The following is a 15,433-nucleotide window of genomic DNA, read 5'->3' on the forward strand; positions in this document are numbered from 1 at the left end:
TATTTTTTCGATATTCTTTTTATGACACCTTTTCCCATAATCTCCATATATCTATTAACCCGACTATTGCAGGTAATTTAAAACACGATCGTTACTTGCTTTGATGTCAGTTTTCACAAACAATTTAGTAACGTGCAGGCGAACAGTCGACAGACTGTCCGCCGTGCAGTGTAGAAATTGTTTCGTGTAAGCTGGCAGCGAAGCTCACGATAGTTTCGTAATTACTTATATTGCATTATTTTAACCACTTGTAAATCAGAAATCCGATCAGTCCGCCGATGAAATTCAGGATAATATCATCCACATCCGCCCGGCGGCTGGTCAAAAATAAAAACTGGATCAGCTCGATGGCTACCGTCGAACCGAGGATCACAATCAGCGCCTCAACAAAGCCAATTTTCTTTTTCCGACATAAAGGATATAAAAGCCCCAGGGGAATAAAAATGATGATATTCCCAATCAAATTTTTAAAGGAATCGGTGAAGGTATACGTAAAAAGTTCCACGAAATCAGTCGGTTTCGTTGCCAGAAATTCCCAGTTAATAATACCATTATGCATAATATCATAGGCAAAGTCATCAATGCTAGTAATGGGACTGAGGTTAAAAGTTGTTTCATAGGTAATGTTACTTGCATCCGGCAGAAGTGTGACCATAAATAAACATACCAGATAAGCTATAAAAATAAGTTTTATCAAAAACCGTACACGGTTGCTTTTTATCATATAGTGTTCCTTTCTCAATTGATTGTCGCGAAGATACGAAAACTCTGTTATTATAACCAATCAACCTTTAAAAAGCCACAAAATTTTAGATTTATCGTAAATAACACAAGAAAAAATACCGAAAGAAAGCCTTCCGATATTTTTATTCTCTGTCTTAAATTAAAATACATTATTGTATCCACACTAACTTAAAACTCAGTATTAATTTTTACTAACGCAATTATAACCAACTTTGTGGCTTTTGTAAAGGGTTTCGCTCGTTTGTTATTTATCTAACGATTCTGCCACATCAACGTAGGCCTGTTCGCCCATGGTCACTTCGCTGTTGGCATTGGTTTGATCTAAAACCCAGGCTAAAAATGCCGGGGTTTCAGCCACCGGGATGAAAAAGGACAGAGTGACATTTTCGCCAAAATCTTCGTGGACCGCCATGATCTCTTTTTCGGATAAACCACTCATCAGATTGCCGTAACCGGAATAACTGACCATAATTTCTAATTGATCTGAAAATTGTTTCTTAATGATCCGGCTCTGATTGAGCACATCGCCGGCGGCGCCGCCGTAAGCCCGGATCAGACCGCCGGTTCCCAACTTCACCCCGCCAAAATAACGAATCACCACCACCAGAACATCCCTCAGTTCCCGGTGGTTGATGACATCAAGAATTGGTTTTCCGGCGGTACCCGAGGGCTCGCCGTCATCACTGGCCTTTTGACGTTTCGGCGAAGCATTGAGCACATAAGCCCAGCAAACATGGGTGGCTTTGTAATGCTTTTTGCGAACCTCAGTTAAAATACCTTCCACCGCCGTTTCATCTTCCACATGAAATACCATGCCGATAAAACGGGATTTTTTAACTTCACTTTCTGTTTCATTGGCAATTAGGACAGTTTTATAATCATCCACGGCCTAAACCACGTATTTTTCAAACAAATGTATGGGGAACTCATCGGTAATCTCGATGGTCACCAGATTTCCGTCTCCTTCATACTCAATCCCCAGCACGACTTTTTTCTCATGGAGAGCCGCCAGCGCCTTGTTGTCATCATAAGGGATTAACAGCTTAATCTGCCGTTTTTCGCCCCGTAGGACCTTTTGGATGACTTCCAGCAAAAGATCAATCTGAAGACCTTCCTTGGCCGAAATATAAAGACTGTGTTCCTCAACCGCGGACTGATTCTTGGCGATCAGCTCCTCGCGTTGATTCTCCGGCAGCTTATCAATTTTATTATAAACCATAATTACTATTTTATGTCCAACCCCAATATCCGCAAGCACCTGATTGACCACATCAATCTGGGCCTCATAGTTATGGTTTGACACATCCACCACATGCAACAGTACATCTGCGGTTTCCACTTCTTTAAGGGTTGTTTTAAAGGCCTTAATCAGATCATGAGGAAGCTTTTCAATAAATCCGACCGTATCCGACACCAGATAGTCGCCCTGTTCCGGCCCGATTTTCCGCAGGGTTGAATCAAGAGTTACAAAAAGCCCATCTTTAGTTACCGCTTCGCTTTGGGTCAGCACATTGAACAGGGTACTTTTCCCAGAGTTGGTGTAGCCGATGAGACTCACGGTCTGGATATTGTTTTTCTGCCGCTGCAGGGCATTTAGGGTATTGCTTTTATTGATCCGTTCATTGCGGGCTTCAAGATCTTCGATCTGTTTTCGGATCAGCCGGCGGTCCGTTTCCAGCTTTTTCTCACCCGGCCCCCGGGTCCCGATCCCCCCACCGGTCCGGGACATGACAATTCCCAGCCCCTTAAGGTGACTCATCCGGTATTTTTGCTGGGCCAGCTCGACCTGGAGCTTCCCTTCCCGGGTTTTTGACTGCCGGGCAAAAATATCCAGAATAATAGTGGTCCGATCAACGGTTTTAGTGCCGGTCACCGCTTCAATATTGGCAATCTGCTTGGAATTCAGCTCATCATTGGCCACAATCAGATTCACATCCTTGTTCTGGATCAGCTTGGTCAGCTCCTGAATCTTGCCTTTTCCCACATAAAAGGTGGAATCGATCTGACCCCGGGCCTGGGTAACCCGTTCCATCACCTTGCCCCCGGCGGTTTTAACCAGCTGGGCCAATTCTTCCATCGAGTCCGCCAAGTCTACACCCTGATTCACCTGAAGTTCGATGCCCAGCAACAGCGCCCGTTCTTCGGTATCCTCAACATCGAAAATGGTATTGGGGTCATTTTTAATAAAGCGATTGGCCTGAAGGATGTAATACTCCAGCGGAAAGGCGTTGAGCTCTTTCAGATTTTTAAACAAAGCCTGGCCGTAGACCATGGTTTCCTCTTCAATCACCGGCACCCCAATACCGAAGCTTGTAGCCATACCTTCTGCCACCCCAACGGTCACCATACATTGCAGCCCCTGATTTTTTGCCGCTGAAAAATCTTCTTCGGATAAATTGGGATTTCCCCCGGGATGGGTATGGATCACCCGGTACTTATTCAGACATTTTTCATGATACAGCATGTCCTTGTCGCCGATGGCCACCGTCGACGCATCGCCGATAGTCACCCACTGGACCCGGTTTTTATCATTAGTTGCAATCAGTATTTCCCGCTGGATCGCCAGCGTCAGACGTTTTAGAATTTCCAGGACATGTTCATCCAGAAGCAACTGATTTTCCATTTCATACCCGACTAAATCGTCGAGTTCATTAATATAAGTTTGGCGAATGCCACTTTTACTGTTATCTGCCATTATTTTTTCCTCTATCTTTAACTATTTAATAACTCCATTATACCACAAAAACCAGGCAATAATCGCGCCTGGTTTTTGCTTGACCTTGTGTTTCGTTACAGCTTAATAACCTCGGCATTTTCCACCGCCGTGGCCATCATCCCTACCATCATTTCGGATATAACCTCTTCGGATCGTTTCATTTCTGAAATCTTCGGCTTGGTTTCCGGATGTTTGGGCACAAAAATAGTACAGCAATCCTCGTAGGGTAAAATCGACGTTTCAAAGGTGCCGATATCCTGGGCAATTTTTACAATTTCCGATTTATCAAAACCAATCAAAGGCCTGAAAACCGGCAGTTCCGCTACCGCATTGGTGGCGCCCAGACCTTCCATGGTCTGGCTGGCCACCTGACCCAGGCTTTCCCCGGTGATCAGAGCTTTAGCCCCTTCGTTTTTAGCAATGGTTTCGGCAATCCGCATCATATAACGGCGCATGATAATGGTGGTCTGCTTATCCGGACACAATTCCACAATCTTGGTTTGCACCTCGGTGAAAGGCACTACATACAGCTTGATTTTTCCGCAGTACTGGCTCATTATTTTGGCCAGATCCACCACCTTTTGTTTGGCGCGGTCGCTGGTGAACGGGAAGCTGTGGAAATAAACGGCGATAACTTCCACTCCCCGTTTGGCCATCATATAGCCGGCCACCGGGCTGTCAATGCCGCCGGAAAGAAGCAGCGCACCCTTGCCGCTGCAGCCCACCGGCAGACCGCCGTTGCAGGGCAGGAATTCATGATACATATAGGTTTGTTCGCGCACCTCAATCCAGAGATTTAAATCCGGATGATGCAGATCCACGGTGATGCCATCAACCGCCGCAAGGATTTTTTCACCCAAACGGGCGCATAAATCCGGAGATTTAATGGGGAATGTTTTATCCCCCCGTTTGGCGGTGATTTTAAAGGTTTTAATATCCTTAGCCTCACGAACCCGCTGAATGGCATTTTCTTCAATAACATCAATATCACTGGCAATCACAACCGCATGGCTGACCGATACAATCCCAAAAACCTTTTGGATTCGACTCATGCCCAGCTCCACATCCGACTCTTCCAGGTTAACAATAATCCGTCCCTGAATCTTTTTCACCTTGGCGGATGGCACACAGCCAAGGGTATTTCTAATATTCTTTGCAAGTAAGTCGATAAAGTAATTTCGATTCAACCCCTTCAGAGCAATCTCACCGTATCGTACTAAAATAACATGTTCCATCTATGTTTTCTCCTGTAAATTATTTTCGGCCCCGGGCTTTCACTAAAAGTCGTAGGCTGGCCACTGCATTGGCAATGGCAACCACTGCGTCATCCACATCTTCTGGGGTAACGTCCTTTGAAAAACTAATCCGAATGGTACCTTCTTTATAATCGCCCAATAATCCAATGGCCTTGAGCACATACTGTTTTTCCTTTTTATGCGAAGAACAGGCCGAACCTGTGGACACATAAATGCCCTGATATTCCAAACTATGGAGCAATACCTCGCCCCGAATACGGCTAAAGGAAAGATTGAGGATATAGGGACTCCCGTTGGGATCACCATTGACCTTGAAATCCTCAACCACTGATGCCAGTTCATTAATAAAACGATCCCTTAGGCCCATAATGACTTCAATGTCATCAATATAGGTGTTCCGGCGCAGCGCAATGGCCTCACCCAGCCCAATAATTCCGGGAACATTCTCGGTGCCGGACCGCATATTTTTTTCCTGACCGCCGCCGCGCAGCAGCGGTTTAATGGCTGTGCCTTTTTTAATATACACCGCCCCGACACCTTTGGGGCCAAAAAATTTATGTCCGCACAAGGTTAACGCGTCCAACTGACAGGCCCCAATATCCAATGGGATTTTCATGTAGCCCTGGACATAATCGGTGTGAAAAATACACTTGGGATTGGCGTCTTTGATAATCTTGCCAATAGCCTTCAGATCCTGGATGGTCCCCAACTCATTGTTGACTCCCATGACGCTGACCAGGATGGTATCCGCATCCATTGCGGCTTTAAGCTCGTCTAAATCGATGTGTCCCTGGGCATCAACACCCAGTACCACTACATCGACCTGATGACTTTCGTAAAACGTAAAAACATCGAGGACCGAGGGATGTTCAATACCGGTGGTAATGATCCGCATCCGCTTTCGCTGTTTATTTTCAACAATTCCCTGAATAATCATGTTATTGCCTTCGGTACCGCCGGAAGTAAAATAAATCTCCTGGCTTTCGCAATTCAAGGTTGCTGCAATGCTTTCCCGGACCTCTTTAACAGCCAGCTCCGCCTGGATTCCCAAACGATGCAAAGACGAGGGATTGCCATAATTGTTGGTAAAGGCATCCACCATTTTTGCAACTACCCGGGGATCCACTTTGGTCGTGGCTGCGTTATCTAAATAAATTTCTTTCATTTAATTCCTTCACTCACTGATGCTAAATTTTTCAATGCACCTGTTTATATTTCTTCATCCAGGAAAATACGGCTGCCTACAGCCGACCGCTGGCCCTGATACTTCCCCTGGTAGGGATTCAGTGCTTCGCAGTCCATTTGAGCAAATACCAATTGACAAATCCGTCGACCGGTTTCAAGCTTAATGGGCAGACGATTGGCATTGTACAATTCAAGGGTAATTTCCCCTTCAAAGCCAGGATCTACCCATCCCGCATTCTGAATAAATAAGCCCATCCGGCCAATCGAGCTGCGACCTTCCACAAAGGCAGTAAGGTTACAGGGCAGCTTGATGTATTCCATGGTGGTGGCCAATAAAAAGGAATTCGATGGAATGATGATTTCATTAGCCTCTATTGAAATATACTTAATTTCATCTGTCAGGGTCATGGCCTCAAAACTGTTTTCGTCCAGCTTCAAAAAGCTCGAACCCAATCGGATATCCACCGATGCCGGCTGCACCTGGCCTTTTTCCATTGGGTCAATGACCAGTTCCCCGCTTTCCAAATATTTATAAATGGTCTTATCCGATAATATCATTGTTCCTCCAAAATTTTCTTAATTTTATAAATTGACGATGGTTACGCCGGAGCCGCCTTCGTTCATGGCGCCCAGTCGGAAATCCTCGATCAGGGGATTGCCCTTAAGGTATTCATGAATGATCTGGCGGAGCTTGCCGGTGCCTTTGCCGTGGACGATCATAATCTGTTTGTTTCCGGAAAGCATGGCATCCCCGAGCATTTTTTCGACCAGGAACAAAGATTCCTCGCCGTTTTTGCCGCGCAGATCCAATTTGGTGTTCATCACGTGGCGGTCGATTTTCTTAAAGGTAATCTTGGTTTCCTCGGGTTTCGCCAGGGCTGTGGACGGGGTGAGATCTCCCACATCCACTTTCAGCTTAATCATGTCCGATTGCACCATGGCTTTGTTTTCATGGGTTAAGATCTGCAGCACCACCCCTTCACGGCGCAGGCTGTTGACATAAACCTTCATACCAATGCTCAATTCATCAATATCCAGGGCATGATGTTTGTAATCCTTGGGAATATTCCCGAAATTGTAAATATTTTTTTCTTTATCCTTAATTCGCTTGCGAATGGCCTCAAGTTCTTTATTGTCCTTGATGCCGCTGGTCAGGGTTTCCTGGATGGTGCGGATTTCCTTGTAGATTTCCTCGGTTTCCTCACGGGTTGTCTGAACAATATCCAAGGCCTCTTCCTGCGCCTTGCGAATCAGGGCTTCCTTTTCCAGAACAAAACGTTCCCGTTCCTTGTCCATATCCAGCTTCATGGCCTCGGTCTGCTGTTTAAGCCGGATGATGGCATCATGCTCGGCCTCGGTGCGGCGGCGTTTTTCATCAATTTTAATCAGGGTTTCCTCAAAGCGAATAACCTCATTTTTAATCAGTTCCCGGGAGTTTTCAATGATGTCATCCCCTAAACCCAGTCGTTTGGCAATTTCAAAGGCATTGGATTTTCCCGGCACCCCGATGAGCAGACGATAGGTGGGCCGCAGGGTGCTTACATCGAATTCCACACTGGCATTGACCACCCCAGGGGTTACCAGGGCAAATTCCTTAAGCTCGCTGTAATGGGTGGTGGAGACACTGGTGACCCTGCGTTTATGCAGGGCACCGAGAATGGAAATAGCCAGCGCCGCCCCTTCGGTGGGATCCGTACCGGCACCCAGTTCATCAAATAACACCAGACTGTTTTCATCAGCCGACCGCATAATTTCTACAATATTGGTCATATGGGAGGAAAAGGTACTGAGACTCTGTTCAATGCTTTGCTCATCGCCAATATCCGCAAAGATATTGGTGAAAATCCGGGTTTGACTGCCTTCCCGAACCGGCACAAAAATCCCCGACTGAATCATCAGGTTTAAAAGCCCCATGGTTTTAAGGGAAACTGTCTTTCCACCGGTATTCGGGCCAGTAATGACCATGGTGTCAATGCCCTCGTCAAAAATAATATCCGAGGCTACCACCTGATCAGCGGGAATAAGCGGATGCTTCGCCCGTAACAGACGAATACCGCCGTCATCACTGATATTGGTTTTCACCCCATTAATATCCAGGCCGTATTTTCCCTTGGCAAACTGAAAATCCAGTTCCACCAGAATATCGTAATTCCCGATGATATCATCACGGTTATCCGCCACCTTCTGGGATAAATCCTTGAGGATGCGGACAATCTCCTGTTCCTCTTCAGCCACCAGAATCTTGATGTCATTGTTCAGTTCAACCACCGCCATGGGCTCAATGAACAGGGTTGCCCCACTGGCGGATTTATCCAGCACAATTCCCGGCACCTGGCTGCGATACTCCTGTTTCACCGGAATGACATAACGGCTGTTGCGGATGGTCACAATTTTCTCCTGGAGATACTTATCAAAAGAAATCGAGCTGATCATATGATTGAGTTTTTCACTGATGCGGTTATTTTTAAACTGCATTTCCCGGCGAATCCGGGAAAGATCCCGGGACGCATTATCCGCCATTTCTTCGGGTCCGATAATCTTACGGGTGATTTCCTTTTCCAGTTCCTCACAGGTTCGCAGCACCAAAAAAAGCTCTTTGAGTAAATTCAATTCGTTCTTTTGGGTATCGGCATGAAAATAGTTCAGCATATCCCGGGTAATCCGCAACAGCGTTCCCACCGAAAGCAGTTCCTTCATGGAAAGCATCGATCCGATTGACGCCCGCTTCACATAATCGCTGGTGTTCGGTACCTCGGATAAGGGCGGCCGGCCGTTGCGCAGAATCATCCCCAGACTTTCATCCGTAAAATCAAGGGCCCGATTCACCGATGATTTTGTTTCCAGCGGCACCAGCTCCCCGGCCATTTCCTTGCCACCCTGGGTCACACAGCGCTCCCGCAAACTTTTTAAAATTTTATGATATTCCAAGACCTTCAGACTTCGTTGATCCATGTATTAGTTCACTCCTCGTTTAAAACTTCCCCGGGTCGTTCCGTCGGTGCCAAGCCCCTCGGGAAGACCCCAATTTTCTTTGTAAATTTCCTGACTGTAAAAGCCAATCACGGTTTTTATCAAATCCAGACTTTCGTTGCGATGGTAAATCCGCCAGGTTTCGATTCCCGGCATGGTTAAAAGCTCTTCCCGTAAAAACAGGGTATCACCATTATAAATATGAATGATGCCCTGGGCATCCCGTCGCACCGGAAAGGACTGGCGTCGCTCATCCACTAAATTGGCACTCATCTTTTTATGACAGAGCCCGGTACTGCCTTCTTTTTTCTCGGGGCAGTCCTGGCAGTTGAAAATACATTTTTTACTGACCATTAATTCCTGGGCACCGTAAACCGGCAGTACCGCTTTAATGGCCGAATTTTCCGACAATAGCTTGAGCTCCTCACCATCGAGCTCCGGTGATAAAACTCCGGAGGTTGCTCCCCATTGCTGTAAAGCCTTGGTGGCTAAGGTATTAAAGATGTTAAAGGACTGATCCGCTTCCAGCACAATATCCTGATATTGTAAAATATTCAAAGCTTCATAGTTGCCAATCAGCAGCCCATTAATGGCTTTTGCATGAAAGATCCCCTCATCCATCAGGGCGCGAATCTTCGCGGCGGCCGCCTCATCGATAATTTTCGGGGTGGCCAGCAGTACCTGAAAACCGAGACTCTTGGCAAAGGCCGGCATTTCAAGAGGATGCAGGACATTTAATGGCAGCACCACCTCGTCCACTCCCAGATCCTTTAATTCCGCTAGAAATTCGGTAGTCGGCATTTCGGTGAATTCAACAGATAACCGCTTTTTATCAATTTGCGCCTTCCGGTCTCCTTGTAATTCTTTGGCCAGCGGCACCATCGTCGGTGCGACCGGATCGCTCTTGTCTTTGGCTGCCAGCTTTTCTTCCAGACCCTGAATCACCGCTTTACGCAGGGAGTTTATCTGCCCCCGGGTTAAAAACAGGTCCGGGTCCAAATCGATGTGAATTTCGCCGAGAACAAAATCAGTGCCCCCTAAGCGAGCCAGCTGTTCTTTAACCATAGCTTCATCCAAGGGGTTTTTCAGCGGTGCCTCGGGAATAAAGTCCGAAACATAACGGGCTTCAATGCCCTGGGCAGCCGCCGTAATTTCCACCGGTTTCAGCGCCTTGATGGTAACCTGATAATCAACAGCCAGGTCCGGCAAGGCCACCGATTTTGAGCCTTCGTCTTTTAACCGATCCAGTAATACTTTATCGGAATTTTTATACACCAGAGTACCCGGTCGAATCCCGTGACGACAGGGAATGGTCACCTGTTTTCCAACCGGGCCTTTTTCCAGCCGTTTGCCATCCAGGGTAAAAATCGCATCGACCTTGGTGCCAATGGCGGCATCTGCGCCAAAGGATAAACCGTCTCCCAATGACAGACTGGCGCCTTCATTCAGAGCAATCGGCAGATGTTTGTATTCGCGATGTTTGCCCACATAGCCGGACTCCGGCATGGCGATAACCTTGCCGATCAACGTGCCTTTGTTTTTGCCAATCTTAGTATTTAAAATATTCGCTTCATCAAACAGATGTCCCCGTGAAAAATCCCGGTTAAACAGCTGCATCACCGCCTGTTTATCAATGGTTTCAGTCACCGCTTCGCCGCAGGCCAAATCGACCTTTTCACGATAAGCCCGGGTAATCCCATAAACATATTCCGGTGTTTTCATCCGGCCTTCAATTTTTAAGGAGTCCACCCCGGATGCCACAATGGCTTCCACGTCATCCAGAGTATTTAAATCCTTGGGGCTTAACAGATAACCGGAACCGTAAAAATTTCCGGCATCATCTAAAAGCTCATAGGTTTTTCGGCATGGCTGGGCACACAGTCCACGGTTGCCGCTGCGTCCGCCAATCATGCTGCTGAGCAGACACTGACCGGAATAGGCGTAACACAAGGCGCCATGACAGAATATTTTCAGTTCAACTGCTGTTTGTTTTTTGATCCGGGCGACTTCAGTTAACGGCATTTCACGGGGCAATACGACCCTTGAAAAGCCCATGTTTTCAAAAAACAACACCCCTTCCAGTCCATAAACCGAGGCCTGGGTACTGGTTTGCAGCTTGAACTCTGGAAAATATTTGCGAATTAAATAAATAACGCCCATATCCTGGACGATCAAGCCATCCACATTAAGTCCTTTTAAGAAATTCAGGGTGTCGACCAGTTCCGGCATTTCACTGTTTTTGATGAGAATGTTCAGGGTAACATAAACCTTCACATTGTGGCTATGGCACATGGCCACCGCTGCGGTTATTTCTTCTTTTGTCATATTCCCGGCATTGCGACGGGCATTAAAGGATTTCCCCCCAAAATAAACCGCATCTGCCCCTCCGTTAATGGCGGCAATAATGGATTCCATGGTTCCGGCAGGTGCAAGTATCTCTGGTTTTATATTCATTGTAACCTCTTATTCTATATTTTCGATATAACATTCAGTGCTGGCACTGACTATTTCTATGCTAATAAATTATTATACCATAACTTTAACCAATTAAAAACAAAAGCGGTTAAGAGATGATCTCTACAGTCCCCAGGCCTTTTTCAGCAAAGCAATTCCCTCATCGATTTCATCATTGGAGAGTGAACCGTATCCCAACAGTACCATACTGGTGTATTTTTTAGGAACCGTATTGATAAAATAGGGTGAAATGGGATAAACCTTAACCCCTAATGCCAGGGCACTGGCACACATCAATGCTTCGGACATGCCTGTTTTCAATTGAACCAACAGGTGATGTCCGGCATTTTCACCGGTAACTCTCACCTTATCTTCCAATTGATTAAGGGCATCCATCAAAAACATTCTTTTTTCCTTATAGACTTTGCGCATTTTATTGATGTGTTTTTCAAACGACCCACTGACTATAAACTCGGCAATCATCTTCTGTTCAAGACTGGATACCGGGGAGCTGATCTCGTCAGATATTTCCAGATACAGCTTCAGCAGGGGTTTCGGCAGCACCATATAACTGATTCTCATGGATGGGGCAATTGATTTTGAAAAAGTCCCCATGTAAATCACCTTCCCATTTTTGTCAATGCTTTGCAGCGATGGCAGCGGTTTTTCGTTGTAGCGAAACTCACTGTCATAATCATCTTCGATGATATAAGCCCCTTCCCCCTGGTTTGAAAAATTAAGCAGCTTGATCCGGCGATCAATGGGCATGCTCATGCCCAACGGAAACTGGTGAGACGGCGTCACATAAATGGCAATGTTCGACAGTGCTTCCATGGGTTCGATGCGGATCCCTTTTTTATCGATGTCCACCGGAATAACCTGATTTCCCATGTTTTCCACAATGGTATAAGCCTTCAGATAAACCGGATTTTCAAAAACGAAGCGCTTGTCCCGGCCCCAGATCAACCCCAGGATCTGGAGCAGATTATCCGTACCCGCCCCAATCACGATCTGATCTTCCGAACAGGTCACCCCCCGTGAATGGTATAAAAGCTTAACCAGGGCTTTTCTCAGCCCCAGATCCCCCTGGATATCCGGTCTTTTTAAAAGGTTCGGATCATATTCATTAAAGGTGGACTTAAATATTTTTCTAAAAATATCGTAGGGAAAAAGATTGCTGTCAATGGCATTCGGGGAAAAATCAATTTTAATTTTTTCATCCTCGTTGACTTGCAGAGATTCAATGTCCACCGGGTGAAGCTCGTCCCCGTGGAGATAAGGATCAATCTCACAGACAAAAAAACCCTTCTTGGGAACGGCTTCCAGATAACCCTCGGCAACCAGTTGTCCATAGGCCGAATCGACGGTATTCACACTCACCGACAAATTTGCGGCCAGACTCCTTTTGGAAGGCAGTTTTTCATTAAACTTCAAATGTCCCGACCGTATTTCATTCTTTATAAATTCATATATTTCTTCGTAAAGGGATTGGCCCTGATTTTTAAAATGGATGGTAATCATCTGCGCTCCTTTTCTGACCCTGATATACTATTGAAAACTGATGCTTTCAATAGGTTCAGTTTTATCATATAATAAATAGATATAAAAATCAAGGAGACATTAATATGCAAAAACAAAAACGAGTGGTTGCCATTCATGATATTTCCTGTGTGGGCCGATGCTCATTAACAGTTGCTTTACCCATAATTTCAGCCGCCGGTTTCGATACCAGTGTTTTGCCAACCGCGGTTTTATCAACCCATACCGGCGGTTTTGAAAACTTCACTTATCGTGATTTAACCGACGATATCCGTCCGATTTCAGACCACTGGCAGTCCCTTAACCACAGCTTTGATGCCATATACAGCGGTTTTTTAGGATCATTCGAACAAATCGATTTAGTCGCCGAACTGTTTGATACCTTTCGCACCAAGGATAATCTCATCCTGGTGGATCCGGTTATGGCGGACAACGGCGAACTGTACTCGGTTTATTCCCCGGAGATGGCCAGGGGCATGACCAAGCTCTGCGCCAAAGCCGACATCATCGTTCCCAACCTCACCGAGGCGGCCTTTCTGCTGGACGAGCCCTACATTGCCGAAGGCTACGATAGAGACTATATTGAAGGCCTTTTAAAACGACTGTCGAAGCTGGGATCCCCAAAAGTTGTGCTCACCGGCATTTCCTTCGAAGCAAACCAGCTCGGGGCCGCAACCTATGATTCAAAGACTGGAGAAATTCACTATGTTTTTAATGATCACATCCAGGGGTTTTTCCATGGCACCGGGGATATTTTTGGCAGCACCCTGTTATCCGCCTTGCTAAGCGATTTTCCCCTTGCGGAAGCGGCCCAGATTGCTGTTGATTACGCCCATGAATGCATTCTCAAAACCGTGGAACTGGACCAGGAAAAAAGATACGGCGTCTGTTTCGAACGCGCCATCCCCTACCTGATTAAACGTTTAGGCCTTTAATCCAAAAATAAACCCTCTGGGCGATTCAAATGCGTTGGGTGTTTACCCGTAACGTTGATTTATGACCCGGGGTCACGGGCGATTAATAATCGCCCCTTGTAGCCCAATATTCTGTCCGGCTCTACAAGGGGCGGGTATTACCCGCCCGCAACGTTTAGGCAACAATTAAACGTATGCTTAAACACACCCCTGTCCCTGGCGAATCACCCCCACCAAAACAAAAAAAACGTTTGATAATCACCTCACATGGGTTAATTATCAAACGTTTTTTTAATCTATTCTTCCCGCATTTCCGCCAATTTATTCTTTATGACTTCATAGGGATAGCCCCGACCCATCAGGCTTTTGGATATCCGATACTCCAGGTCTTTTCCTTTATAACCCTTATTTTTATGAGTTCTTAAATATTTCTCATAATCCCGGTTGAGCTTATCCATTTGTTTTTGCTCTTCAATGGCCATCTCATCCTTGGATAATTCGACTGGTGCTTCTTCCAGTTCCAGGTTGCGGGTGATCTCTAAAATCATATCCGAGGGAAATCCCATCCGACTCATGCGATCATAGAGTTTCTTGCGTTTCTGCTGAACGGTTTGCCCCTTAAGAGTCTTAAGACCTTTTTGGGCCACGGCTTCGGCACAAACATACTCCTCTTCCCTGGGGAAAAGATCTTCAAGGTTCAAAAGCAGTTCATCGCTGATGCCCCGTCGACCCAAGTCCTGGTGTATGCGTCGGGTCCCATAATGGGTGACCTGACGATTATATTCGATATAATTTTTAAAATAAGCCTGATCGTCCAAATAGCGATATTCTTTAAGCTTTGCCATTACATGATCAATGGTTGCATCATCCATGTTCTTTTTCTTAAGGTAAACCACCATTTCATTTTCAGTTCGGGCCTTAAACGATAAATATTTGACTGCCATATCCATGGCTTTCTGGGTTTGATTCGTTTTCATTATTTTTTCATTCCTTTTATACTGGTTAGGATGGTTCCAAAGTCTTTTGTTTCCGACAATGGAAGCTTTGTTTCAACATACCGAATGGGATTTCCATTAGGATAGAGCTTTTCATAGGTTTCAACCAGACGCAAGGCTTCCTGGGTCGATGCAACCGCGCCCATTTCCTGATCCCCGATGATAATCATCGCCCCATTAGCATATAGCGCAATGCCCTTTTTATTTAAAACCGCGATCCAGGTTTCAAAATCCATCGGATTTTCAACCCGGGCAGGGACAAGTTCAAATCCGCCACCAAGAACAATCTCGTCATTATTATAACTCTCACCCAGATTATCTTCAATCCGTTCAACCGCAGCGTTAAAAACATCCGTCGTTCGAACATAACCCAGACTTTCGCCTTCATAAAACACTTCATACCCCTGTGATTGAGCGTGTACCGCACCGATAGTAGTTAAAATCAGTAAAAAAGTAATCGCCGCCGCTGTGGTTCGTATTCTTTTTCGTCGTCGCCTATTTTTTCGTTTTTCCCGTTCCAGCTTTACATTTACGTCCATTTATTTACCTCTTGTTATTATTCGTTACATTATGTTTACAACAATACTACCATATTTATTATTTCACAGCAAGAATTTTTTAAAGATTTCATAAAAAAAATGCCTCATAAGAGACACCTGG

At 45.7% G+C, this 15,433-nt stretch carries 12 protein-coding genes; 1 reads left to right on the forward strand and 11 read right to left on the reverse strand.

The window, feature by feature from the left end; translation table 11 throughout:
- Window positions 1–235: 235 nt before the first annotated feature.
- The 9 genes from AKG39_RS08615 to pdxR form a co-directional block, all read right to left on the reverse strand.
- Entirely contained in the window at window positions 236–697 is a 462-nt protein-coding gene (locus tag AKG39_RS08615) for a VanZ family protein (protein ID WP_242852581.1), read from the reverse strand.
- Window positions 698–988: 291 nt separating this feature from the next.
- The gene (locus tag AKG39_RS08620; protein ID WP_050739987.1) at window positions 989–1,630 is read right to left on the reverse strand and encodes a YigZ family protein; all 642 of its coding nucleotides are present in this window, start codon (window positions 1,628–1,630) and stop codon (window positions 989–991) included.
- Between the two features lie 3 nt (window positions 1,631–1,633).
- Entirely contained in the window at window positions 1,634–3,439 is a 1,806-nt protein-coding gene (gene hflX, locus AKG39_RS08625) for a GTPase HflX (protein ID WP_050739988.1), read from the reverse strand.
- 95 nt (window positions 3,440–3,534) lie between these two features.
- Entirely contained in the window at window positions 3,535–4,695 is a 1,161-nt protein-coding gene (thiI, locus tag AKG39_RS08630; RefSeq protein ID WP_050739989.1) for a tRNA uracil 4-sulfurtransferase ThiI, read from the reverse strand.
- Window positions 4,696–4,714: 19 nt separating this feature from the next.
- Complete coding sequence (locus tag AKG39_RS08635; RefSeq protein WP_050739990.1) at window positions 4,715–5,881, reverse strand: cysteine desulfurase family protein; 1,167 nt, start codon at window positions 5,879–5,881, stop codon at window positions 4,715–4,717.
- Window positions 5,882–5,925: 44 nt separating this feature from the next.
- A complete protein-coding gene (gene dcd, locus AKG39_RS08640) occupies window positions 5,926–6,459 on the reverse strand; it encodes a dCTP deaminase (protein WP_050739991.1) in 534 nt (177 codons plus the stop codon).
- Between the two features lie 24 nt (window positions 6,460–6,483).
- Window positions 6,484–8,853 (reverse strand): endonuclease MutS2, encoded by a 2,370-nt coding sequence (locus AKG39_RS08645; protein ID WP_050739992.1) that lies wholly within the window; start codon window positions 8,851–8,853, stop codon window positions 6,484–6,486.
- A 3-nt stretch (window positions 8,854–8,856) separates the two neighbouring features.
- Window positions 8,857–11,325 carry a U32 family peptidase gene (locus AKG39_RS08650; protein ID WP_050739993.1) on the reverse strand — a complete coding sequence of 823 codons (2,469 nt, stop codon included), beginning with the start codon at window positions 11,323–11,325 and terminating at the stop codon, window positions 8,857–8,859.
- 123 nt (window positions 11,326–11,448) lie between these two features.
- Entirely contained in the window at window positions 11,449–12,846 is a 1,398-nt protein-coding gene (pdxR, locus tag AKG39_RS08655) for a MocR-like pyridoxine biosynthesis transcription factor PdxR (protein ID WP_050739994.1), read from the reverse strand.
- Window positions 12,847–12,950: 104 nt separating this feature from the next.
- Between pdxR and AKG39_RS08660 the strand changes: the two genes are divergently transcribed.
- Window positions 12,951–13,799, forward strand: a complete 849-nt coding sequence (locus tag AKG39_RS08660; protein WP_050739995.1) for a pyridoxamine kinase — start codon at window positions 12,951–12,953, stop codon at window positions 13,797–13,799.
- Between the two features lie 275 nt (window positions 13,800–14,074).
- Here the strand turns inward: AKG39_RS08660 and AKG39_RS08665 are convergent, their stop codons facing one another.
- Together AKG39_RS08665 and AKG39_RS08670 are read right to left on the reverse strand one after the other, a co-directional pair.
- A complete protein-coding gene (locus AKG39_RS08665) occupies window positions 14,075–14,755 on the reverse strand; it encodes a regulatory protein RecX (RefSeq protein ID WP_050739996.1) in 681 nt (226 codons plus the stop codon).
- The gene (locus AKG39_RS08670) at window positions 14,755–15,312 is read right to left on the reverse strand and encodes a hypothetical protein (RefSeq protein WP_050739997.1); all 558 of its coding nucleotides are present in this window, start codon (window positions 15,310–15,312) and stop codon (window positions 14,755–14,757) included. Before AKG39_RS08670 ends, AKG39_RS08665 begins: the two co-directional genes overlap by 1 nt.
- Window positions 15,313–15,433 lie beyond the last annotated feature (121 nt).

The organism is Acetobacterium bakii (assembly GCF_001263355.1).
Taxonomy (GTDB): Bacteria; Bacillota; Clostridia; order Eubacteriales; family Eubacteriaceae; genus Acetobacterium; species Acetobacterium bakii.